Source organism: Pseudoxanthomonas sp. UC19_8 (genome assembly GCF_042700505.1).
In the GTDB taxonomy this organism is placed as follows: Bacteria; Pseudomonadota; Gammaproteobacteria; order Xanthomonadales; family Xanthomonadaceae; genus Pseudoxanthomonas_A; species Pseudoxanthomonas_A winnipegensis.
In genome coordinates, this window is sequence record NZ_CP170559.1 from 1,718,069 (window position 1) to 1,739,903 (window position 21,835).

13 protein-coding genes and 1 pseudogene are annotated in these 21,835 nt (G+C 67.2%); 5 read left to right on the forward strand and 9 right to left on the reverse strand.

Features of this window, described 5'->3' with window-relative positions; all coding sequences use genetic code 11:
- Positions 1-18 precede the first annotated feature (18 nt).
- The gene (locus tag ACFJIT_RS07440; RefSeq protein ID WP_379655458.1) at positions 19-1,287 is read right to left on the reverse strand and encodes an EAL domain-containing protein; all 1,269 of its coding nucleotides are present in this window, start codon (positions 1,285-1,287) and stop codon (positions 19-21) included.
- 273 nt (positions 1,288-1,560) lie between these two features.
- Between ACFJIT_RS07440 and ACFJIT_RS07445 the strand changes: the two genes are divergently transcribed.
- Positions 1,561-2,175: a recombinase family protein gene (locus ACFJIT_RS07445; protein ID WP_379655459.1), complete on the forward strand. Its 615-nt coding sequence runs from the start codon at positions 1,561-1,563 to the stop codon at positions 2,173-2,175.
- A 624-nt stretch (positions 2,176-2,799) separates the two neighbouring features.
- Complete coding sequence (locus tag ACFJIT_RS07450) at positions 2,800-3,483, forward strand: recombinase family protein (RefSeq protein WP_379655460.1); 684 nt, start codon at positions 2,800-2,802, stop codon at positions 3,481-3,483.
- Positions 3,484-3,604: 121 nt separating this feature from the next.
- Here the strand turns inward: ACFJIT_RS07450 and ACFJIT_RS07455 are convergent.
- From ACFJIT_RS07455 to ACFJIT_RS07465, 3 genes and pseudogenes are all read right to left on the reverse strand, one after another.
- Positions 3,605-6,194, reverse strand: a pseudogene (locus ACFJIT_RS07455) (bifunctional aconitate hydratase 2/2-methylisocitrate dehydratase).
- 40 nt (positions 6,195-6,234) lie between these two features.
- Positions 6,235-6,633 (reverse strand): type II toxin-antitoxin system VapC family toxin, encoded by a 399-nt coding sequence (locus ACFJIT_RS07460; RefSeq protein WP_130518614.1) that lies wholly within the window; start codon positions 6,631-6,633, stop codon positions 6,235-6,237.
- A gap of 10 nt (positions 6,634-6,643) precedes the next feature.
- Positions 6,644-6,874 carry an AbrB/MazE/SpoVT family DNA-binding domain-containing protein gene (locus ACFJIT_RS07465; RefSeq protein WP_379655461.1) on the reverse strand — a complete coding sequence of 77 codons (231 nt, stop codon included), beginning with the start codon at positions 6,872-6,874 and terminating at the stop codon, positions 6,644-6,646.
- Between the two features lie 207 nt (positions 6,875-7,081).
- Between ACFJIT_RS07465 and acnA the strand changes: the two genes are divergently transcribed.
- The 3 genes from acnA (at position 7,082) to ACFJIT_RS07480 (ending at position 13,171) form a co-directional block, all read left to right on the forward strand.
- Positions 7,082-9,850: an aconitate hydratase AcnA gene (gene acnA, locus ACFJIT_RS07470; protein WP_379655462.1), complete on the forward strand. Its 2,769-nt coding sequence runs from the start codon at positions 7,082-7,084 to the stop codon at positions 9,848-9,850.
- Positions 9,851-10,337: 487 nt separating this feature from the next.
- Entirely contained in the window at positions 10,338-12,023 is a 1,686-nt protein-coding gene (locus tag ACFJIT_RS07475; RefSeq protein ID WP_379655463.1) for an AMP-binding protein, read from the forward strand.
- A gap of 272 nt (positions 12,024-12,295) precedes the next feature.
- Positions 12,296-13,171, forward strand: a complete 876-nt coding sequence (locus ACFJIT_RS07480) for a crotonase/enoyl-CoA hydratase family protein (RefSeq protein WP_130533038.1) — start codon at positions 12,296-12,298, stop codon at positions 13,169-13,171.
- A gap of 98 nt (positions 13,172-13,269) precedes the next feature.
- On the opposite strand, the gene ACFJIT_RS07485 is transcribed toward ACFJIT_RS07480, so the two are convergent.
- The 5 genes from ACFJIT_RS07485 to ACFJIT_RS07505 all read right to left on the reverse strand — a co-directional run bounded on the left by ACFJIT_RS07485 (position 13,270) and on the right by ACFJIT_RS07505 (position 21,730).
- Positions 13,270-15,489 (reverse strand): ATP-binding protein, encoded by a 2,220-nt coding sequence (locus ACFJIT_RS07485; protein ID WP_379655464.1) that lies wholly within the window; start codon positions 15,487-15,489, stop codon positions 13,270-13,272.
- A 4-nt stretch (positions 15,490-15,493) separates the two neighbouring features.
- Positions 15,494-16,633: a two-component system response regulator gene (locus ACFJIT_RS07490; protein ID WP_130522467.1), complete on the reverse strand. Its 1,140-nt coding sequence runs from the start codon at positions 16,631-16,633 to the stop codon at positions 15,494-15,496.
- A gap of 303 nt (positions 16,634-16,936) precedes the next feature.
- Positions 16,937-18,454, reverse strand: coding sequence for a lysine--tRNA ligase (lysS, locus tag ACFJIT_RS07495; RefSeq protein WP_379655465.1), 1,518 nt, complete (start codon positions 18,452-18,454; stop codon positions 16,937-16,939).
- A 125-nt stretch (positions 18,455-18,579) separates the two neighbouring features.
- A protein-coding gene (gene prfB / locus ACFJIT_RS07500; protein WP_379655466.1) for a peptide chain release factor 2 occupies positions 18,580-19,705 on the reverse strand; the annotation gives its coding sequence in 2 pieces (ribosomal slippage) (positions 18,580-19,629 and positions 19,631-19,705; 1,125 coding nt in all).
- Positions 19,706-20,344: 639 nt separating this feature from the next.
- Positions 20,345-21,730 carry an FAD/NAD(P)-binding protein gene (locus ACFJIT_RS07505; RefSeq protein WP_379655467.1) on the reverse strand — a complete coding sequence of 462 codons (1,386 nt, stop codon included), beginning with the start codon at positions 21,728-21,730 and terminating at the stop codon, positions 20,345-20,347.
- Positions 21,731-21,835 lie beyond the last annotated feature (105 nt).

Genomic DNA, 21,835 nt, shown 5'->3' on the forward strand with positions numbered 1-21,835 from the left:
CCTGTCGGGTCGCGCGATCTAGCTCCACGAGATCTGCTCGCAGGGCAGACGCAGCGAGACCTGCGGGCTGGGCAGGATGTGCGCCGCCGCGGCTTCGCCCTGCAGCCAATGGATGCCGGCCTCCCACGCGGCGTCCATCTGCCGTCGTGTCCCGATCCCTTCGGCCACCACGACGGGCGCGAACGCCGCGGCCATGGCGCCCAGGCGCTCCAACTGTTCGGACGCGGTCCGGTTGACCGCCGCGTCATGCACCAGATCCGCGCTGATCTTGATGATCGAGGGCCTGATCGCGCGTACGAAGTCCAGACGGGTGTGGCCAACGCCCAGATCGTCGATGGCGATCCGGCAGCCCAGCGCCTTCAGCCGCCTGATCAGGGCCACTGCGTGGTCGAAGTCGCGCAGCGGCGCGGTCTCGGTGATCTCGAAGGTCAGCCGCGAAGCGACGCTGGGCCGCGCCTTGAGTCGGGCCAGGACGCTTCCCCACCAGCCCTCATCCGGGACCAGGCTCAGGGACGACAGATTGCAGCCGAGGCTGAGATCCGGCTGCGCCTCAAGCACGCGGATTACCGCGGACAGCACCGCCTGATCGAACAGCCGCACCAGTCCCAGGCGCTCCAGGGCCGCCACCAGTCTGCTGGCGGACAAAGGCGCCTCGCCATCGCGGGCGACCATCCGCAGCAACGCTTCCTGGTAGAGCGGCACGCCGGTCGGCCCCGATTCGGCCGTGTGCGAGAGCCGGGCCGCCAGCTGCGCGGAGCTGACGATGGGCTGGAACGCCAGGTGCGCACGACCCTGCGCCAGCGCCTCGTGGAACGCCAGGGCCGCTTCCATGTCCAGCTCGTAGCCCAGACGCCACGACCAGCCGCACTGCGGCGGCAGGAGCAGCGGCGCACCGCTGTTGCGGCACTCGATTTCCTGAAGCTGGAAATGGCCGCCATCCATCTGTCTGAGGCCGGCGCCCAGGGTCGCCCGACCGACGCCGACCGCGAGCAGGGCGCGCTGCTGACCGAAAGCGAAAGGCGCGGCGCTGAAGGCACGCTGCCAGCGTTCCACCAGCGACGCCTCGGCGAGGTCGGGGGGATCGCGATCCGCATCCGGCGCCAGCGCTACCAGAAAGCGCCTGTCATCCACCACCGAAACCGAGCCACCCCATCCATGGGCGCGGCGCTGCAGGGCGAGTAACGCTGCCGCCGCGAAGTCCTCCCCGTACACCGCCGCCAGGTGATCGCGGTTGTACAGCTCGACCAGCACCGGGTCCGCATCGTCCCGCGTCACCCCGACCTTCACCGGACGGCCTCCGATCGGCTGCTGCCTGTCAAGCTCGCCAAAAGTAGGGAGTGGGTACACAATGGATCGGTTGTGTGACGATCCTCACAGATGGCTCGATCAGCTGATTTTTGCCCTGTTCAGCTTCGCAAACCGCCCTGTGGCGATAAGGATCCGTTGTGTCAACTCAAGGTGTGACCCCCGGCATACTTTGGTCAGTTTTGTCATTCGCACGACCGACATCGCTGCTCGCGCTGGGAGCCACGCCCGTCTCTTCAGGGTGGTTCCGTAGGAATGATCATTGGTTACGTAAGGGTCTCGACCGAGGATCAGAATCTCGATCTCCAGGTCCAAGCCCTGCAGCGTCTAGGTTGCGACCGCATCTACAAGGATCGCGGCGTTTCAGGGGCCACCCGGTCCCGGCCGGGTCTTGACAGGGCGATGGACAGCCTCAAGCCCGGCGATACGCTGGCCGTGTGGCGACTGGACAGGCTGGGGCGTTCCCTGCCCCACCTCGTGCAGCTCCTCGAGGCGCTGGGTGATCGGGGCGTGGCCTTCCACTCGCTCACCGAAAGCATCGACACCTCGACTTCCGGGGGGCGATTGGTATTTCACTTCATGGCGGCGCTGGCCGAGTTCGAGCGCACGTTGATCAGCGAGCGCACCCGGGCCGGGCTTGCCTCCGCACGCATTGCCGGCAAGCGGATCGGCCGGCTGCCGCTGCTGAGCACGGGGCAACTGCATACGGCCGCGTTCCTGCGCGACCAGGGCCAACAGTCCATGGCCGAGATCGCGAGGGATCTCGGCGTGCACCCCCGCACGCTTCAGCGCGGACTAAGAAGGTTGAGTGCATCGACGGAACCATCATCTGGCGCGGCATCCAGCGCCAATGCGCCCGCCGGCCTTTGATCAAAGCCGGGGTCGAAAGGTCCTGTCGGCGCAATGGATCATGCATGAGCGAGTGTGGCCAGGACGCACTCTGCATCAACGCGATCGTGGCGCTTGTCGGTGAGCGTCCTGGCCGCTCCAACGGCGATCGAGATCGGACCTAAGAAATGCAGTTGTCCGCTCGATGCAGCCGACGCCGGAGGACGGTGGCTTCAACCCGCGTCCTGATTCTTCTTCATTCCACGTTTGACGAATTTACGCGCGCTCGCGCCCGCCGGCTTGGGCGTTAGCACGCGTGACACATTCGCACGGGAACTGCGATATGTAGACAAGCTTCAACGCAAGGAAAGCTCGGTCGTTCCGCAAGCCACCCTCACCGGGCGCTCACGCGAGCTGGCGAAATATTAGCCAGCGCATTCGGGGTCCGACGCGAATCAAGTGTCGCAACACGGAGGCTGGGGGATTCAATTCCACGAAGCTTGCAGCGGGCCTTGAACTTTTCTGGCGGATCCGCTGGCGTCAGAGCGATCGATCACACCGACAGAAGGACATTTTCGCGCCTGTTCTCGAACGGGCGCACGGGGGGTTCCATGCCCACAAGTCAACCAGAAACAAGATAGGCAGGATAGCGATCAGGAGTAACTCATGATTGTCGGCTACGCACGCGTTTCCACCTGCGAACAGAATCTCGCCTTGCAATTGCGAGCGCTCGAGGCCTGCGGATGTCACGCGATCTTTTCCGACCACGGCATCTCCGGTCGCCTGGCATTGCGTCCCGGCCTCAGTCAGGCCATGCAGAACCTCACACCAGGCGGAAAACTGGTGGTATGGCGGCTGGACAGACTAGGACGCTCGCTCATCGACCTGGTCCGTCTACTGGACGACCTGGGAAAGCGCGGAATCGGCTTTCAGTCCGTTACCGAACATATCGACACCTCATCCTCGGGCGGCCGGTTGGTATTCCACATGATGGCCCCGCTGGCCGAGTTCGAGCACAACCTGATCAGCGAACGCACCCGCGCAGGCGTGGCGGTCGCACGCGCGGAGGGCAAGCGTCTGGGACGGCTGCCGTCGCTGAGCCCGGCGCAGTGCCAGCAAGCCTGGCATCTGCTCAATCACCATGGCTGGAGCACCAGGCAGGTCAGCAAGCAGCTCGGAATCCACCGCCGCACTCTTCTGCGACACCTTGCCAAGGCTCATCAGTCCGGCCAGCTGTCTACAAAAGACGCGCGCATTGCTCATGCGGACTGTCCGCTCTGTGCTTCAAGCGCGATCCCGTATTTCGACGATGTCCTCTGCATGTCTGAAAGCCATCTCGCTGTCCGGTGACGCTCATGGTCCGCAGCCGGCGCAGGCGTCCCGGGAAACCGCAAGCTACAGCGGATGGTCCTGCAAATGCGGAAAGCCCGGCACAGGACCGGGCTTTCCAGCGTCGCGTTGCGCGGGACGATCAGGCGGCGGTCTTCTCGCCTATCTGGTAATCCTCGATCTGGTCGAAGTTCATGTAGCGGTAGATGTCCGCGGCATTGGCGTCGAGCACGCCGATGTCGGCCATGTACTCGGCCTTGGTCGGGATGCGGCCCAGGCGCGAGCAGATGGCGGCCAGTTCGGCTGACCCCAGATACACGTTGGAGTTGCGCCCCGCGGCGGTTGGGGAAGTTGCGGGTGGAGGTGGAGAACACCGTCGCGCCCTCCTTCACCTGCGCCTGGTTGCCCATGCACAGCGAGCAGCCCGGCATCTCCATGCGCGCACCGGCGGTGCCGAAGGTCCCGTAATGGCCTTCCTTGGTCAGCTCGGCGGCATCCATCTTGGTCGGCGGGGCGACCCACAGCTTGGTCGGGATGTCGCGCTTGCCTTCCAGCAGCTTGGAGGCCGCGCGGAAGTGGCCGATGTTGGTCATGCACGAGCCGATGAACACTTCATCGATCTTGGCGCCGGCCACTTCGGACAGGGTCCTCACGTCGTCCGGATCGTTCGGGCAGGCCAGGATCGGCTCGTGCACGTCGGCCAGGTCGATCTCGATCACCGCGGCGTACTCGGCGTCGGCGTCGGCCTTGAGCAGCTGCGGATCGGCCAGCCAGGCCTTCATCTTGTCGATGCGGCGCTGCAGGCTGCGCGGATCCTTGTAGCCCTGTTCGATCATCCAGCCCAGCAAGGTGATGTTGCTGTTGATGTACTCGATGATCGGCTCCTTGTTGAGGTGCACGGTGCAGCCGGCGGCCGAGCGCTCGGCCGAGGCATCGGACAGCTCGAAGGCCTGTTCGACCTTCAGGTCCGGCAAGCCCTCGATCTCCAGGATGCGGCCGGAGAAGATGTTCTTCTTGCCCTGCTTGGCCACGGTCAGCAGGCCCTGCTTGATCGCGTACAGCGGGATCGCATTGACCAGATCGCGCAGCGTCACGCCCGGCTGCAGCTTGCCCTTGAAGCGCACCAGCACCGACTCGGGCATGTCCAGCGGCATCACGCCGGTGGCCGCGGCGAAGGCGACCAGACCCGAGCCGGCCGGGAACGAGATGCCCACCGGGAAGCGGGTGTGCGAGTCGCCGCCGGTGCCCACGGTGTCGGGCAGCAGCATGCGGTTGAGCCAGCTGTGGATCACGCCATCGCCCGGGCGCAGCGAGATGCCGCCACGGGTGGAGATGAACTCCGGCAGCGTGTGGTGGGTCTTGACGTCCACCGGCTTCGGGTACGCGGCGGTGTGGCAGAAGGACTGCATGACCAGATCGGCCGAGAAGCCCAGACAGGCCAGGTCCTTGAGCTCATCGCGGGTCATCGGGCCGGTGGTGTCCTGCGAGCCGACCGAGGTCATCTTGGGCTCGCAGTAGGTGCCCGGACGCACGCCCTGGCCTTCCGGCAGGCCGATCGCGCGGCCGACCATCTTCTGCGCCAGCGAGAAGCCCTTGCCGGTGTCGGCCGGCTGCTGCGGCAGGCGGAACAGGTCGGTGGCCGGCAGGCCCAGCGCCTCACGCGCCTTGGCGGTCAGGCCGCGGCCGATGATCAACGGGATGCGGCCACCGGCGCGCACCTCGTCGAACAGCACCTCGGACTTCACCTTGAACTCGGCGATGACCTGGCCGTCCTTCAGCGCCTTGCCCTCGTACGGGCGCAGTTCGATCACATCGCCCTGCTCCATCTGCGACACGTCCAGCTCGATCGGCAGCGCGCCTGCATCTTCCATGGTGTTGTAGAAGATCGGGGCGATCTTGGAGCCCAGGCACACGCCGCCGAAGCGCTTGTTGGGAATGTAGGGAATGTCCTGCCCGGTCCACCACAACACGCTGTTGGTCGCGGACTTGCGCGAGGAGCCGGTGCCGACCACGTCGCCGACGTAGGCGACCAGATGGCCCTTGTCCTTGAGGTCGGCGATGGCCTGGATCGGGCCGCGCTTGCCGTCTTCCTCCGGCACGAACGGCGCGCCCTCGCGCTTGTTCTTCAGCATCGCCAGCGCGTGCATGGGGATGTCCGGCCGCGTGGTGGCGTCCGGGGCGGGCGAGAGGTCGTCGGTATTGGTCTCGCCCGGCACCTTGAACACGGTCAGGGTCATGGAGGCCGGCACTTCCGGCTTGCTGGTGAACCACTCGGCTTCGGCCCAGCTGCGCAGCACGGCCACGGCATTGGCGTTGCCGGCGTCGGCCTTTTCCTTGACGTCGTGGAAGGCGTCGAACACCAGCAGGGTCTGCTTCAGGCCGTCGGCGGCGATGGCGCCGACGGTGGCATCGTCCAGCAGTTCGATCAGCGGGTGCACGTTGTAGCCGCCGAGCATGGTGCCCAGCAGTTCGGTGGCGCGCTCGCGGCTGATCAGCGGGTTCTGTTCGCTGCCGAAGGCCAGCGCCGCCAGATAGCTGGCCTTGACCTTGGCGGCGTCGTCCACGCCGGCCGGGACGCGGTGGGTGATCAGGTCGACCAGGAAGTCGGCCTCGCCCGCCGGCGGGTTCTTCAGCAGTTCGATGACCTGCGCGGTCTGCTGGGCGGTCAGCGGCAGCGGCGGGATGCCCAGCGCGGCGCGCTCGGCAACGTGGTGGCGATAGGCTTCCAACATGTGCGACTCCGGTACGTAACGTGTGTGAAGAGGGAGCGGGTCAGACCCGCGGCGCGATCAGCTTCAATCCCTTGAAGTAGTCGCGGTAAAAGGCGTGGTTGTGGGTGATCAGCGCGTCGCACTGCAGCAGCGCGTGGGCCCCGATGAGGAAATCGGGCAGCGCATGCGGCCCGCCGCCGCGCTGGCGGTAGCGGCGCTGCATCTCGCCGGCGCGCAGGGCCGACTTGGATTCCAGCGCGCTGAAATGGATGCCCATCTCCTCCAGCACCGTCAGCGCCTCGGCGCCGTTGCGCAGGGCGCTGCAGACCTCGGCCAGGGCGATGTCGCAGACCACGACCCGGCCGCTGGCCAGGCACTGGCGCAGGCAGGCCTCGGCCGCATCGGCCTGCGGGCCGTCGGTCAGCAGGTCCACCAGCACGGGCGAATCGATGGCGATCACAGGCGCAGGATCAGCGCTTGGCCGGCTCGCGGGCGGCGCGCACGGCGGCCTCGGGCGAGTCGAAGCCATCCAGCGCGAAGCGCCCGCGGGCCTTGGAGATCGCATCGTCCACGCTCTTGCGCAGCACGATGCGGCTGCCGTCCAGCTCCACCTTCAGCAGCGTGCCCTTGGTCAGCCCCAGGGCATCGCGCGCCGCCTTGGGCAGGGTGATCTGGCCGCGTTCGGCGACGGTGGCTTCCATGAGTGCACCTCTTGAAGTATGCACGGATTATACATACTTGGATCTCCATACCGATAGCGGAATCGTGTGCCGGCAGGCACACAGCAGGCCATCCGGACACTCCCCAGTCACGCCGGAAGGCCGATACTGAACAGCGAGGCCGTCATCGAACAGCCAGCGCCGGGCCACCAGGTCCTGGCGCAAGTCACCTCGAACAGGAGCCCGAGCATGAGTGACACCTTCAAGACCCGCAGCACGCTGGACGTGGCGGGAACCTCCTATACCTACTTCAGCCTTCCCAAGCTCGGCGAGCGCTTCGACATCGCCCGCCTGCCCTACTCCATGAAGATCCTGCTGGAGAACCTGCTGCGCGGCGAGGACGGGGTCAGCGTCACGCCCGAGCACATCGAGGCGGTGGCCAAGTGGGACGCCAAGGCCGAGCCGGACACCGAGATCGCCTTCATGCCCGCGCGCGTGGTGCTGCAGGACTTCACCGGCGTGCCCTGCGTGGTCGACCTGGCCGCCATGCGCGATGCGGTGGTCAAACTGGGCGGCAAGGCCGAGCAGATCAACCCGCAGATCCCTTCCGAACTGGTGATCGACCACTCGGTGCAGGTGGACGTGTTCGGCAAGCCCGACGCGCTGGACCTCAACGGCAAGATCGAATTCCAGCGCAATGCCGAGCGCTACAGTTTCCTGCGCTGGGGCCAGAAGGCCTTCAACGACTTCAAGGTGGTGCCGCCCAACACCGGCATCGTCCACCAGGTCAACCTGGAGCACCTGGCGCGCGTGGTCATGACCGCCGACAAGGACGGGGTCAGCTACGCCTATCCGGACACGGTGTTCGGCACCGACTCGCACACCACGATGATCAACGGCATCGGCGTGCTGGGCTGGGGCGTGGGTGGCATCGAGGCCGAGGCCGCGATGCTGGGCCAGCCCTCCTCGATGCTGATCCCGCAGGTGGTGGGCTTCGAGCTGACCGGCAAGCTGCCCGAGGGCGCCACCGCGACCGACCTGGTGCTGACCGTCACCCAGATGCTGCGCAAGCTGGGCGTGGTGGGCAAGTTCGTGGAGTTCTACGGAGAAGGCCTGCAGCACCTGCCGCTGGCCGATCGCGCCACCATCGGCAACATGGCGCCCGAGTACGGCGCGACCTGCGGCATCTTCCCGGTCGATGCCGAATCGCTGAACTACCTGCGCCTGTCCGGCCGCAGCGAGGACCATATCGCCCTGGTCGAGGCCTACGCCAAGGCCCAGGGACTGTGGCACGACGCCAATAGCCCACATGCCCAGTACAGCGCCACCCTGCACCTGGACATGGGCGAGGTGAAGCCCTCGCTGGCCGGCCCCAAGCGCCCGCAGGACCGCGTCCTGCTCAGCGACATGCAGAAGAACTACCGCGACAGCCTGGCGCCGTTCGCCGAGGCGCGCGAGAAGAAGCGCGCCAGCGACGCGCGTCAGGTGGATCGGCTGGCCAACGAGGGCGGCGGCGGCACCGCCGTCGGCGCGCACGAGTCGGTCAACGAGCCGGCCGCCAGCAGTGGCGCGGGCTGGGAGCTGAAGGACGGCGCGGTGGTGATCGCCGCGATCACCTCCTGCACCAACACCTCCAATCCGGCGGTGATGCTGGGCGCCGGTCTGCTCGCCCGCAACGCGGTGGCCAAGGGCCTCAAGTCCGCGCCGTGGGTCAAGACCTCGCTGGGCCCGGGCTCGCTGGTGGTCACCGACTACCTGAAGAAAGCCGGCGTCATGGACGACCTGGAGAAGCTCGGCTTCTACCTGGTCGGCTACGGCTGCACCACCTGCATCGGCAACTCCGGCCCGCTGCCGGAAGACGTCTCGGCCGCCATCGCCAAGGGCGACTTGGTGGTGACCTCGGTGCTGTCGGGCAACCGCAACTTCGAAGGCCGCGTGCACCCGGAAGTAAAGATGAACTACCTGGCCTCCCCGCCGCTGGTGGTGGCCTACGCGATCGCCGGTACCACCGACATCGACCTGACCACCCAGCCGCTGGGCAGGGGCAGCGACGGCCAGGACGTGTACCTCAAGGACATCTGGCCGACCAACAAGGAGATCGGCGACTTCATCGCCAAGACCATCGGCCCGGAGATGTTCAAGAAGAACTACGCCGACGTGTTCAAGGGCGACAGCCGCTGGAACAACATCGCCTCGCCCGACGGCGGCCTGTACCAGTGGGACGCCAAGTCGACCTACATCAAGAACCCGCCATACTTCGACGGCATGTCGGCGCAGTCGGGCACCATCGACGATGTGCACGGCGCCCGCGTGATGGGCATCTTCGGCGACTCGATCACCACCGACCACATCTCGCCGGCCGGCAACATCAAGAAGGACTCGCCGGCGGGCCGCTTCCTGCAGGAGCGCGGCGTGCAGCCGGCCGACTTCAACAGCTACGGCAGCCGTCGCGGCAACGACGATGTGATGGTGCGCGGCACCTTCGCCAACATCCGCATCAAGAACCTGGTGTTCGGCGGCGAGGAAGGCGGCAACGCGCTGTACTACCCCAAGGCCGGCGGCACGCCGGAAAAGCTGGCGATCTATGACGCGGCGATGAAGTACAAGGCCGACGGTGTGCCGCTAGTGGTTCTGGCCGGCAAGGAATACGGCACCGGTTCCTCGCGCGACTGGGCGGCCAAGGGCACCAACCTGCTCGGCATCAAGGCCGTGATCGCCGAGAGCTTCGAGCGTATCCACCGCTCCAACCTGGTCGGCATGGGCGTGCTGCCGCTGCAGTTCAAGAACGGCGAGAACGCGCAGACCCTGGAACTGGACGGCTCGGAGGTGATCGACATCACCGGCCTGGACGACGGCACGTCCAAGACCGCGCAGGTCGTGGCGAAGAAGGCCGACGGCAGCGAGGTCAAGTTCGAGGTGCGCGTGCTGCTGCTGACGCCGAAGGAAGTCGAGTACTTCCGTCACGGCGGCCTGCTGCACTACGTCCTGCGCCAGCTCGCCGCCAAGCAGGCGGCCTGACCTCGGCATCGATGCGCCCGCTCCCGCGCAGCCGCGCGGGAGCGTTCGAATCCGTGCAACCCTCTGCGCCGCAGCCGCCCGTTCATGACATGCATGGCGCCGGTGGCCCATCAGACATCGGCAAGCACTCCATCGTCGGTCCCGCGAACGCGGGAACCCATGGACTTCCGCACAGACAGTCAACGGCACCGGATTTGCGCGTGCGCGGGAATCCGGATCTGACCGGTCGCCCTTGAAACGACCGCGGCCGGCGCGCCAATGCTGCGCAAGCCCTGGACTTTCTTCTGCGCAAGACCGGTCCAAACCGCGCGCCATCGAGCGCCCCTTCAGCCCTCCGCGCCTGATCCCTCCGCCCTGACCATTCGGAAAGGTATGGAAAGATTCCGGTTTGCGGCGACTGCCGGTATGCTCATCGCGATTTTTCGGGGGAAACGCCGGATCGGCCGGCCGCGCCTCGACCCTAGCACCCTGGGAGGGGCTTGACACGATGACGCAGGAACGGCCCTCGTTTGCCAGCTATCCCGCAGGAGTTCCGCACGAGATCGACGTCGATGAGTACCGCTCGATCGTCGATGTGCTGGACACGGCCATCGCCACCTACCGCGACAAGCCGGCGTTCTCCAACTTCGGCAAGGTGCTGACCTACGCCGACATCGACCGCCTCAGCCAGCAGATGGCCAGCTACTTGCTGCATGAGCTCAAGCTCAAGCGCGGCGACCGCGTCGCGGTGATGATGCCCAACTGCCTGCAGTACCCGCTCTCGATCTTCGGCATCCTGCGCGCCGGGCTGACGGTGGTGAACGTCAACCCGCTCTACACCGACCGCGAGCTGCACCACCAGCTGCACGATGCCGGCGTGTCGACCCTGATCGTGGTCGACAACTTCGGCGTCACCGCGCAGAAGGCGCTGGAAGGCAGCGGCGTGCGCCATGTCATCACCACCGCGCTGGGCGACATGCTGGGCTTTCCCAAGGGCCCGCTGGTCAACTTCGTCCTGAAGTACGTCAAGAAGATGGTGCCCGACTACGAGATCGCCGGCGCCGTGCGCTTCAAGGACGTGCTGCGCCAGGGCAGCAGGCCGCTGCCCCCGCTGGACATCCAGCCCGACGACATCGCCTTCCTGCAGTACACCGGCGGCACCACCGGCGTGGCCAAGGGCGCGATGCTGACCCACCGCAACCTGGTGGCCAACATGCAGCAGGCCTCGACCTGGGTCGGCATCAAGACGCGACCGGGCGAGGAGTACATCATTACCGCGCTGCCGCTGTACCACATCTTCGCCCTGACGGCGAACTGCCTGGTCTTCATGAAGTGCGGCGGCCTCAACCACCTGATCACCAACCCGCGCGACATGAAGGGCTTCGTCAAGGAGCTCTCCAAGGCGCCGTTCACCGCGATGACCGGCGTCAACACCTTGTTCAACGGCCTGTTGAATACGCCAGGTTTCGACCAGATCGACTTCAGCCATCTGCGCCTGACCCTGGGCGGCGGCATGGCGGTGCAGCGCAGCGTGGCCGAGCGCTGGAAGCAGGTCACCGGCGTGACCCTGATCGAAGCCTACGGCCTGACCGAGACCTCGCCGGCGGCATGCATCAACCCGATGGACCTGGCCGACTACAACGGCGCCATCGGCCTGCCGGTGCCCTCGACCGACTGCTGCCTCAAGGACGACGACGGCAAGACCCTGCCCGGCGGCGACGACACGGTCGGCGAGCTGTGCATCAAGGGCCCCCAGGTCATGAAGGGCTACTGGAACCGTCCCGACGAGACCGCCAAGGTCATCGATGACGAGGGCTGGCTGCACACCGGCGACATGGCGCGGATGGACGCGCGCGGCTTCTTCTACATCGTCGACCGCAAGAAGGACATGATCCTGGTGTCCGGCTTCAACGTGTATCCCAACGAGATCGAGGACGTGATCGCCGGCATGCCCGGCGTGCTGGAAGTGGCCGCGGTCGGCGTGCCGGACGAGCACTCCGGCGAGGTGGTCAAGGTCTTCATCGTGCGCAAGGACCCGGCCCTGAGCGAGGCCGACGTCAAGGCGTTCTGCCGCGAGAACCTCACCGGCTACAAGCAGCCGCGCCGGATCGAATTCAGGGACGAGCTGCCCAAGAGCAACGTGGGCAAGATCCTGCGCAAGGAACTGCGCCAGCAGGAGAAAGCCGCGCGCTGAATGCGGCGGCAGGCGGTCGCCGACCTCGCGTCGGCGCCCCACACATTTCAGGAAGTGTGCGCCCGCCGCAGGCCGTCGGCGAGGGCCTCTGCGCGCTTTGGTGATGTCTATCACACTAAAAACGGACTTTCGCCCGGGTTACTCTAAGTCATTGAGTCACGGGCTTTTTTTGACGCATTTAACACTTGGTTCAGGTGTAGGATCGGCGTCGCCGCGGCCCCCGACGCGGCGACGACCCCCTTCTCTCTCACGCCCTTCAAGAGATCGCCGCCATGAACCTGATCGAAAAGCTCCAGCCGCGTCAGCGCACCTACTCCACCATCCGCACCGAAACGACCCACGAGGGCAACGCGCACTGGCTGTACATGCATGCCGATGCCGCCACCGGCGTGCGCCCGTGCTGCCGCAAGGACATGCTCGACGAAATGTGGTCGGTGATGAACCAGATCACCCTGCCCCCCTCGCAACGCGCCAGCGGCGCGCTGCGCCACTTCGTGTTGGCTTCGGACGCGGCGGCCTACAACCTGGGCGGCGATCTGAACCTGTTCACCCAGCTGATCCGCGAAGGCAACCGCGACCGTCTGCTGGCCTATGCCCAGCGCTGCGTGGAAGGTGTGCACCACCTGCACGTGGGCTTCGGCGGCGACGTGCGCAGCATCGCGCTGATCCAGGGCGATGCGCTGGGCGGCGGCCTGGAGATGGCGCTGGCCTGCCACACCATCGTGGCCGAGGAAGGCTGCGGCATGGGCCTGCCGGAGGTGCTGTTCGGCCTGTTCCCGGGCATGGGCGCCTACTCGTTCCTGTGCCGTCGCGTGGCGCCGCAGGTGGCCGAGAAGATCATCCTGGAAGGCCGCGTCTACAGCAGCGAGGAGATGTACAAGCTGGGCGTGGTCGACATCCTGGTGCCCAAGGGCCAGGGCGTGGCGGCCGTCGAGGACCTGATCCGCACCCAGCGCCGCATTCCGCACTCCTATCTTGCGATGAACTCGGCCCGCAACCTGGCCCAGGCCGTCAGCTACGACGAACTGATGGAGATCACCAAGGTGTGGGTCGAGACCGCGCTGGCCCTGGGCGACAAGTCGCTGCGTACCATGGACCGCCTGGTCAAGGCGCAGACCCGCCGCGCCAGCCTGGACGTGGTGGCCTGACCTGCCGGAATGGATTCCCAACCCGGCCGCAAGGCGGGGTTGGTCATTCCATCAAACCTGAAAGACGCTGCGCGCCCGTTGTCTCGGGCGCGGGATGATCAACGCTCGCCGCCATCGCGCGCCTTGCGGCGCTGCTGTGCACGCGCGGCCAGCGCCTCACGCCCCATGCGGAAGTGGCCGTCGAGCTGGTGCATGCGCTGGCGCCATTCGGCCAGCATCTGCCAGTCGGCCATGCGCATGAACTGACCGCTCTCCTCGGCCAGACGCGACATGCCCAGGTTGCCGGCGACACCCTTAAGCGCATGTGCGTATTCGCGCATGCGTTCCCAATCCGGCTGCTCGCCGGCGCGCAGCATGCCGTGGAAACAGGCCTCGGCGTCGTTGAGGCATTGCTGGACGAATTCCTGTTCGAAGGCCTCGCCCATGCCCAGCTGCAGCAGTTCGTCCAGCACGTGCGGATCGAACACCTCGGCCTGGCTCGCGCCGGCCGCCTCGTTGCCCCGCGCCACGCCGGGCTTGGCCGGCGTCTGCCGCAGGCCACTGTTGCTGGCGATGTCGTTGAGCGCATCCAGCAGCTTGCTCGCCACCACCGGCTTGGCCAGGAAGGCGTAGGCGCCGGCCTGCTCGCAGCTGCTGATCGATTGCGGGGTGACATCGGCGCTGAGCACCAGCACGGGCGTGCGCGGCCCGCCGCCGGCCTGCATCACGCGCAGTTCCTTGAGCAGGTCCAGCCCGCTCATGCCGGGCATGTGCAGATCGATGATGGCCGCGTCGTAGTCGGTCACCGCCAGGGCGTCGAGCACCTCCTCGCCGCCGTTGACGCAGACCACGCGGTGGCCGGCCTTCTGCAGCAGGCGCTGCAGCACCATGCGGTTGGCCTCGTGGTCGTCGGCCACCAGGATCTGCATGCTGCGCACGCGCGCGCGATGACGCAGGAAGGGATCGGAGAAGGCGATGACATTCTCCGCGCGCACCTCCTGCGCGGCGCCTGCCTCGGCCCAGTCCTCGACCTCGTCGACGTCCTCGGCCAGCGCCGGCACCATCGGCGTCTCGCTGGGCACCACGCCGTCGAACGGCACTTCGACCCAGAAGGTGCTGCCCAGACCGACTTCGCTCTCGAAGCCGATGGCCCCGCCCATGGCCTCGGTCAGGCCCTTGGCGATGGCCGCGCCCAGGCCGGTGCCTCCGTAGCGACGGCTCAGGCTGACATCGGCCTGCTCGAAGGCCTCGAACAGCCGGTCCTGCAGCCGCGGCGGGATGCCCACACCGGTGTCGATCACCGTGAAGCGCAGGCGCACGCGCGCATCGATCGAAGGCACGGTAACGACCTGGATGCGCACGCCGCCGCGGTCGGTGAACTTGACCGCGTTGCCGACCAGATTGATCAGCACCTGACGCAGGTGGCGCGCATCGCCCATCAGCGTGGCCGGCACGTCGTCGGCGAAGTGGACGGTGTAGTCCAGCTTCTTGGCCTTGGCCTGCGGCAGCATGATGAAGCCCACATGCTTGACCAGTTCGCGCGGGGCGAACTCGCTGATGTCCAGGCGCAGCTTGCCGGCCTCGATCGCCGAGATGTCCAGCACCTCCTCCACCAGCGCCAGCAGGCTGCGGGCCGAGGCCTGGATGGTGTTCAGGCATTCGCGCTGCTCGGCGTCCAGGCGCGTGGTGGCCAGCACCTCGGTCATGCCCGACAGGCCGTTGAGCGGCGTGCGGAACTCATGGCTCATATTGGCCAGGAAGCGGCTCTTGGCCTCGCTGGCGCGGCGCGCGTCGGCGCTGGCACGGGTCAGCTTGCGCAGCAGGTTGGAGAAGTACAGGGGCACCGCGGCCAAGCCGCCGATCAGGCCGATGCCCAGCTTCAGATTGGACAGCCAGTAGTCGGTCATCAGGACCGTCGTGGTGAAGCTGACCATCGCCATGGCCACGGCCAGGTACAGATAGTTGTTGCCGTAGCGCATGCCGTTGCCGACGGTGACCCACATCACCACCACATACACCCAGCCCAGCGGCTCGCCCATTTGGATCATGCCGGCGGCCATCAGGCCGTAATCGGCGAGCATGCCGATGATGCGGCGCGTGTCCGAGCGCTCCGGTCGCAGCCACATCCAGCCGAGCAGGATGCAGCCCAGGGTCAGCCCGCTGAGCACGATGGCCAGCACGCCCTCGTACTGTGCGGCCGGCAGCTGCGCGCGCACCGGCGGCAGCAGCACGTACATCAGGATCAGGCTGATCAGCGCGATCCGGACCAGGGCCTGGCCGTGTTCGTTGTCGCGACGCGCCGGCAGGCGCTCTTTGAACTGTTGCAGCAGGGCGGCCATGGGACTACTCCAATCCGGGGCGTGCTTGCAGCGTCGAATAACGGTCGCAGATCTGGTCCAGCCGCTCGCGGCCGCGGAACAGCGCGTCCACGCAGGCCGGGTCGAACAACCGCCCGCGCTGCGCGTAGAGATAGGCCAGCGCCGCATCGCGCGTCCATGCCGGCTTGTAGGGGCGTGCGGAGATCAGCGCGTCGAACACGTCGGCCACCGCCACGATGCGCGCCTCGATCGGGATCTGCTCACCGCGCAGGCCGTCGGGATAGCCGCTGCCGTCGAAGCGCTCGTGATGGCGCAGGGCGATGATCGCGCCGGTCTGGATCAGCCGGTTCTGGCTGCCGCTGAGCAGCTCATGGCCGATCTTCGGATGCCGGCGCATGATCGCCAGCTCCTCGGCGTCCAGCGGGCCGGGCTTCATCAGCACCGCGTCGGGGATGGCGATCTTGCCCATGTCGTGCAGGGGCGCGGCCAGCTCGATGGCGCGCACGTCCTCCTCGCCCATGCCCAGCTGCTCGGCCACCAGCGCGGCGATGCGCGCCATGCGTTCCAGGAAGGCGCTGGTGCCGCTGTCGCGGTACTCGATGGCGCGGGCCAGGCGCGAGAGCGTCTCGCGCTCGCGCTCCTCGACCTCGTGCATGCTCGACAGCAGGCGCTGTTCCAGCGACAGCGCGCGCTGCTTGACGTTCTCCGACTGCTGGCGCAGCTGCAGCAGGTTGCGGCAGCGGGCGCGCAGCTCGCGCGGGCGCACCGGCTTGACCAGGAAATCGATGACGCCGGCCTCCAGCGCGGCCTGGCGGATCGGCTCATCGCCGACCACGGTGATCAGGATCACCGGGATGTCGCGGTGCATGGGCAGGCGGCGGAAGCGGCGGGCGAACTCCAGCCCGTCCATGCCCGGCATGCGGTAGTCCAGCAGCAGCAGGTCGGTGCGGTGCTGGCTGCACCACTCCAGCGCCACCTGCGGGTCGCCGAAGTCGTGCACCGCCAGCTCGGTGGCGATGTCCTCGATCACGTGGCGCAGCATGGTCCGCGCGGACGCCTGGTCGTCGATGATGACGATGTTCAATTCGCTACCTGCGCCATTGGGCCAGCGTTGCTGGTCCGTCGGGGAGGACACCGCAGTGAACACGCGGCTCGGGGTAAGCATGAAACACCACCTCTCGGGGGATTACGAGGCTGCCAGAATGTGAAGGAACCCCGCCGCATCGGGATTCCCGCCTCGAATCGCGGCGCACGCCACGGATCGAGACCTACTGTCAAGCATGAAGCATGCCACCGAACCCGAGTCGGATCTTTCGGCAAAAAACCGTCAATCCCTGATGGAAAGACGTCCAACCCGGTGGAAAGGGGCCAAATGCCGCCGTTTCGAGGCGTTTGGTCCGCGCACAAAAAGTTTCCTATGCAACCAATTGAGGCCCGGGCAGGCTGGCCTGCCCGGCTGCGTCACTTTTCAACCCTGGGTCTCGGGTCGCATGTAGGGGAACAGCAGCACGTCGCGGATCGAGGAGGTGCCGGTCAGCAGCATCACCAGACGGTCAATGCCGATGCCCAGGCCGCCGGTCGGCGCCATGCCGTACTCCAGGGCGCGGATGTAGTCGGCATCGAAGTGCATGGCCTCGTCGTCGCCGCTGTCCTTGGCCTCGACCTGGGCGCGAAAGCGCGCGGCCTGGTCTTCCGGATCGTTGAGCTCGGAGAAGCCGTTGGCGATCTCCTTGCCGTTGATGAACAGCTCGAAGCGATCGGTGTAGCCGGCCTCGGTATCGCTGGCGCGAGCCAGCGGTGAGACCTCGACCGGGTGGTCGGTGATGAAGGTCGGCTGCACCAGGGTGTGCTCGACGGTGGCCTCGAAGATCTCCAGCAGCAGCTTGCCCCAGCCCCAGGACGGCTTGACCTTGATCCCGAGCCGCTCGCAGTGGCGCCGCAGGGCGTCGCGGTCGGTGCAGTCGGCGGCGGTGATCTCCGGGTTGTGGTGGCGCACGGCCTCGTCCATGCGCCAGCGGCGGAACGCCGGGCCCAGTTCGATCCGCGCGCCGTCCCATTCCACCTGCGTGGTGCCGAGCACGGTCTGGGCGGTGTCGCGGATCACACCTTCGGTCAGGTCCATCACCTCGTGGTACGTGGCGTAGGCCTCGTACAGCTCGAGCATGGTGAATTCGGGGTTGTGGCGCGTGGAGACGCCTTCGTTGCGGAAGTTGCGGTTGATCTCGTACACGCGCTCCAGGCCGCCGACGACCAGACGCTTGAGATACAGCTCCGGCGCCACGCGCAGGTACAGCTGCAGGTCCAGCGCGTTGTGGTGTGTGGTGAACGGCTTGGCCGTGGCGCCGCCGGGGATGTAATGCATCATCGGCGTTTCCACTTCCAGGAAGCGGCGCGCGTCGAGCCAGGCGCGGATGGCGCGGATGATCTTGCTGCGCTTGATGAACACCTCGCGCGACTCGGGCGTCACGATCAGGTCGACATAGCGCTGGCGATAGCGCTGCTCGACATCGCTCAGGCCGTGCCACTTGTCCGGCAGCGGCCGCAGCGACTTGGTCAGCAGGCGGATCGTGGTGGCCTTGATCGACAGCTCACCGGTCTTGGTGCGGGTCAGCGTGCCTTCCACGGCGATGATGTCGCCCACGTCCCACCCCTTGAACGCGGTATAGGCCTCGCCCAGCGTATTGCCCTGCAGGAACAGCTGGATGCGCCCGGACTCGTCCTGCACCTGGGCGAAGCTGGCCTTGCCCATCACTCGCTTGGCCATCAGCCGGCCGGCCAGCTTGACCTGGCGATCCAACCCTTCGAGCACCTCGGCGGTAAAGGTCTCCGCGTCGGCGAACTCGGCCTGCAGATCGCCGGCATAGACCTCGCGCTTGAAGTCGTTGGGATAGGCGATGCCCTGCCCGCGCAGCGCGGTGAGCTTGCCGCGGCGCTCGGCGATCAGGCTGTTCTCGTCGGTGGGCGTGGTGGTGGGCTGGTCGGTCATGGGGTGAGGACTAAGGTTGGGAGAAGTGAGAAGTAAGAAGCGAGCAAGGGCAGGAGACGGCGAGTGTGGCGGCAGGCACGGCCCGCCTCGACTCACCTCTCACGCCTCTCCAGGCGCTCCTGCCTTCAGGCGTCGACGCGCTTGGCGCCCGCGTCCAGGCCGGACTTGAGGCTGGCCTCGAGGAATTCGTCCAGATCGCCATCGAGCACCTTCTGCGTGTCCGAGCGCTCCACGCCGGTGCGCAGGTCCTTGATGCGGCTCTGGTCGAGCACGTAGTTGCGGATCTGGCTGCCCCAGCCGATGTCGGACTTGGTGGCTTCCAGCGCGTTCTTCTCGGCGTTGCGCTTCTGGATTTCCAGCTCGTACAGCTTGGCCTTGAGCATCTTCATCGCGCGGTCGCGGTTGGCGTGCTGGCTGCGCTCGGTCTGGCAGGCCACCACCACGCCTGACGGCACGTGGGTGATGCGCACGGCCGACTCGGTCTTGTTCACGTGCTGGCCGCCGGCGCCGGAGGAGCGGTAGACGTCGGTCTTCAGGTCGGCCGGGTTGATCTCGATGTCGATGTTGTCGTCAACTTCGGGCGAGACGAACACGCTGGTGAAGCTGGTGTGGCGCCGGTTGTCCGAGTCGAACGGCGACTTGCGCACCAGCCGGTGCACGCCGATCTCGGTCTTGAGCCAGCCGTAGGCATAGTCGCCTTCCACGCGGAAGGTCGCCGACTTGATGCCGGCCACTTCGCCGGCCGAGGCCTCCATCAGCTCGACCTTCCAGCCGCGGCCCTCGGCCCAGCGCAGATACATGCGCAGCAAGATCTCGGCCCAGTCCTGGGCCTCGGTGCCGCCGGCACCGGCCTGGATGTCGACGAAGGCGTTGGTGGCGTCCATCTCGCCGGAGAACATGCGCTGGAATTCCAGCTTGTCCACGTCGCGGGCGAAGCGTTCGACGTCGGCGACCACCGCGTTGGCGGTGTCCTCGTCGGATTCCATCTCGGCCAGTTCCAGCAGCTCGCTGGCGCCGTTGAGCCCTTCGGTCAGATCACGGATGCCGTTGACCGTGCGGTCCAGCTGGGCGCGCTCGCGGCCCAGGTTCTGGGCGCGCTCGGGGTCGTTCCAGATATCGGGGTTTTCGAGCTCGCGCTCGACTTCTTCCAGACGCTCGCGCTTGGCGTCGTAGTCAAAGATACCCCCTGAGCGAGCCCAGCCGCTCGGTCAGGTCGGCGATGCGCTGGCGGACGGGATTGAGTTCGATCATGGGAGCGATGCGATGCGTGGCAATGGATAGCCCGCCATTCTAGCAAGACTGCCTTAGAGGCCTCTTTTCGGGTCTTCGCAGGAGTTCGGGCGGGTGAGCAGACTTGGCTACCCAGCCTCGACCGAGCCGGGCGGCTCCTCGACTCGGTCCGCCATCCAGGGTCGACAATGGGATAGGCGCGGATCGACCGCCTGATGCTTCGGTGGGGGCAACTGTCGCGTCCTGCCTGTAGAGCGGAGCTTGCTCCGCTGGGGCCTTTCCCACGAACCTAACGAAGAGCAGCGGAGCAAGCTCCGCTCTACAGAGGGGAGCCGGCATTCCAGGCCAGCAGCCAATGGATCAGCTCCTTTCAACCTTCGACCCGAAGCCCCTGAGTTAACGCGCGCAGCAGCGGTCCGGCGGGCGGTGGCCGCGCCTAGCGAGGCAGGAGCCGAGCGCCCGAATCAGGGCGCCGATGCCCTGATTGAGGGAAAAGCGGACGCCGCCCGCCGGACCGCTGCCCTTCCGAAGCCGAGACGCTCACGCGTAGCGGCGCCCGATCGGGAGAAAAGCCCCTCATCAGCAGCCCGAACGCGTCGCCGGGAAGTCACACGCACCTCTCGTCGCGTCTTGCACTGGCGCCGTGTCGCTGTCCTTCGCTCAGACCGCCGCGCGCAGCGCCGGCTGTCCTGCGTCCGAGTCGACCGGCTGCGCCAGCAGCCGCGTGGCCAGGGTGCGGGCGGCGGCGCGCAGTTCGGGCACGGCGGTGATCTCCCACAGCTGGCCCCGCAGCAGCGGGCCCAGGCAGTACAGGCCCGGCACCGCACTGCCGGAACGATCGCGCACCTGCAGACGCTCGTCCACGTCCACGCCCAGGCCAAGCGGGTCCGCACCCAGCAGGCCTGCGTCGCGCAGGGTGGCCACCAGCGGATGGCTGGTGCGCTCGATGTCGGTATCCAGTCCCGTCGCCCGGATCAGGACGTCGAAGTGACCCACCCAGGCGCTGGTCGCGCCGCGCGGCCGGACCAGCGCCTCGACCTCGTGCGCGCCCAGCCGCGCGCGCAGCAGGCGCCCGGCCAGCACCCGCAGCTGGCCGCGATCCTGCAGAGCCTGCAGCTGCTCGGCGACCTTGGGCGCCACCCGATGGCGCAGCGCCTCCCAGTGCGAGCGCAGGTGGCGCAGAAACCGGGCGCGATCGGCCTGATTCAGTCCGCGCCAGAACGGCTGCAGATGCGGACGCAGCGCATCGATCAGGCGCCGCCAGTCGTCCACCACCGCGGAGAGCTGGCGCAGCGTGCGCACCAGCCCGCGCAGATCGTGGTCGCGCAGGCTCTGCTGCACGCTCGGCGGCAGCTCGAGCGGCGCCCCGGGCGCCTCCAGATGGGGCAGCGGCATCAGGCCGTGGCGCGAGAGCACCGTGATCGGCCCGCGATGGTCGCGCTGGCGCAGCGTCACCACCACATCGGCCATGGTCAGTCCAGTGCCGACGATCAGCAGCCGCGCGTTCGGCGCGATGGCGTCGATCGCCCCGTCCTGCCACGGCCAACCGATGTAGCGCCGGTCCACCGCCAGGCGCGGACCGACGCCGGCCAGGCGCTGCGGCGGCAGCGCGCCCACGCACAGCACCACGCGGTCGCTGAGGAAGTCCTCGCCATTGCCCAGCAGCACGCGGAAGCCGCCGGGCACACGGTCCACCGCGATCACTTCTTCTTCGATGCGGGCGAAGTTCTGGGCCTGCGCCGTGGCCTGGTGCAGCTGGTCCTGCAGATAGTCGCCGTAAGCCAAGCGCGGCAGGAACCCCAGCCGCCCGCCCTCGCCCAGCGCCAGCGCATCGGCGAACCCGGTCGGCGCGTCGGCGACCAGGCCCGGGTCCTTGGCGCGCGCATTGAGCAGGTGCTCGGGCCGCGCGGCACCGTAGGCCACGCCGCGGCCGAAGGTCTCCGGCTGACCGACCAGCGTGACGCGGGCCTGGGGCCCGCCCTGGCGCAGCAGCTCCGCCGCGAGTGCGCTTCCACAGAAGCCTGCCCCGATCAGGGTGATGTGCATGGCGATCCTTCCTGTCTCCCAGCGGAACGCCCATCTGACCGCAGCCCGATGCGCCCGGTGTAAAGGAGGAGTTAGAAGCGTGGAAACGCTTTCTGCCGGCTCGGC

Excerpts from the sequence above, each read along its gene's own strand:
- ACFJIT_RS07505 (WP_379655467.1), bottom strand. The coding sequence starts at position 21,730 with ATGCACATCACCCTGATCGGGGCAGGCTTCTGTGGAAGCGCACTCGCG.
- acnA (WP_379655462.1), top strand. The coding sequence starts at position 7,082 with ATGAGTGACACCTTCAAGACCCGCAGCACGCTGGACGTGGCGGGAACC.
- ACFJIT_RS07475 (WP_379655463.1), top strand. The coding sequence starts at position 10,338 with ATGACGCAGGAACGGCCCTCGTTTGCCAGCTATCCCGCAGGAGTTCCG.
- ACFJIT_RS07485 (WP_379655464.1), bottom strand. The coding sequence starts at position 15,489 with ATGGCCGCCCTGCTGCAACAGTTCAAAGAGCGCCTGCCGGCGCGTCGC.
- lysS (WP_379655465.1), bottom strand. The coding sequence starts at position 18,454 with ATGACCGACCAGCCCACCACCACGCCCACCGACGAGAACAGCCTGATC.
- ACFJIT_RS07465 (WP_379655461.1), bottom strand. The coding sequence starts at position 6,874 with ATGGAAGCCACCGTCGCCGAACGCGGCCAGATCACCCTGCCCAAGGCG.
- ACFJIT_RS07490 (WP_130522467.1), bottom strand. The coding sequence starts at position 16,633 with ATGCTTACCCCGAGCCGCGTGTTCACTGCGGTGTCCTCCCCGACGGAC.
- ACFJIT_RS07480 (WP_130533038.1), top strand. The coding sequence starts at position 12,296 with ATGAACCTGATCGAAAAGCTCCAGCCGCGTCAGCGCACCTACTCCACC.
- ACFJIT_RS07445 (WP_379655459.1), top strand. The coding sequence starts at position 1,561 with ATGATCATTGGTTACGTAAGGGTCTCGACCGAGGATCAGAATCTCGAT.
- ACFJIT_RS07450 (WP_379655460.1), top strand. The coding sequence starts at position 2,800 with ATGATTGTCGGCTACGCACGCGTTTCCACCTGCGAACAGAATCTCGCC.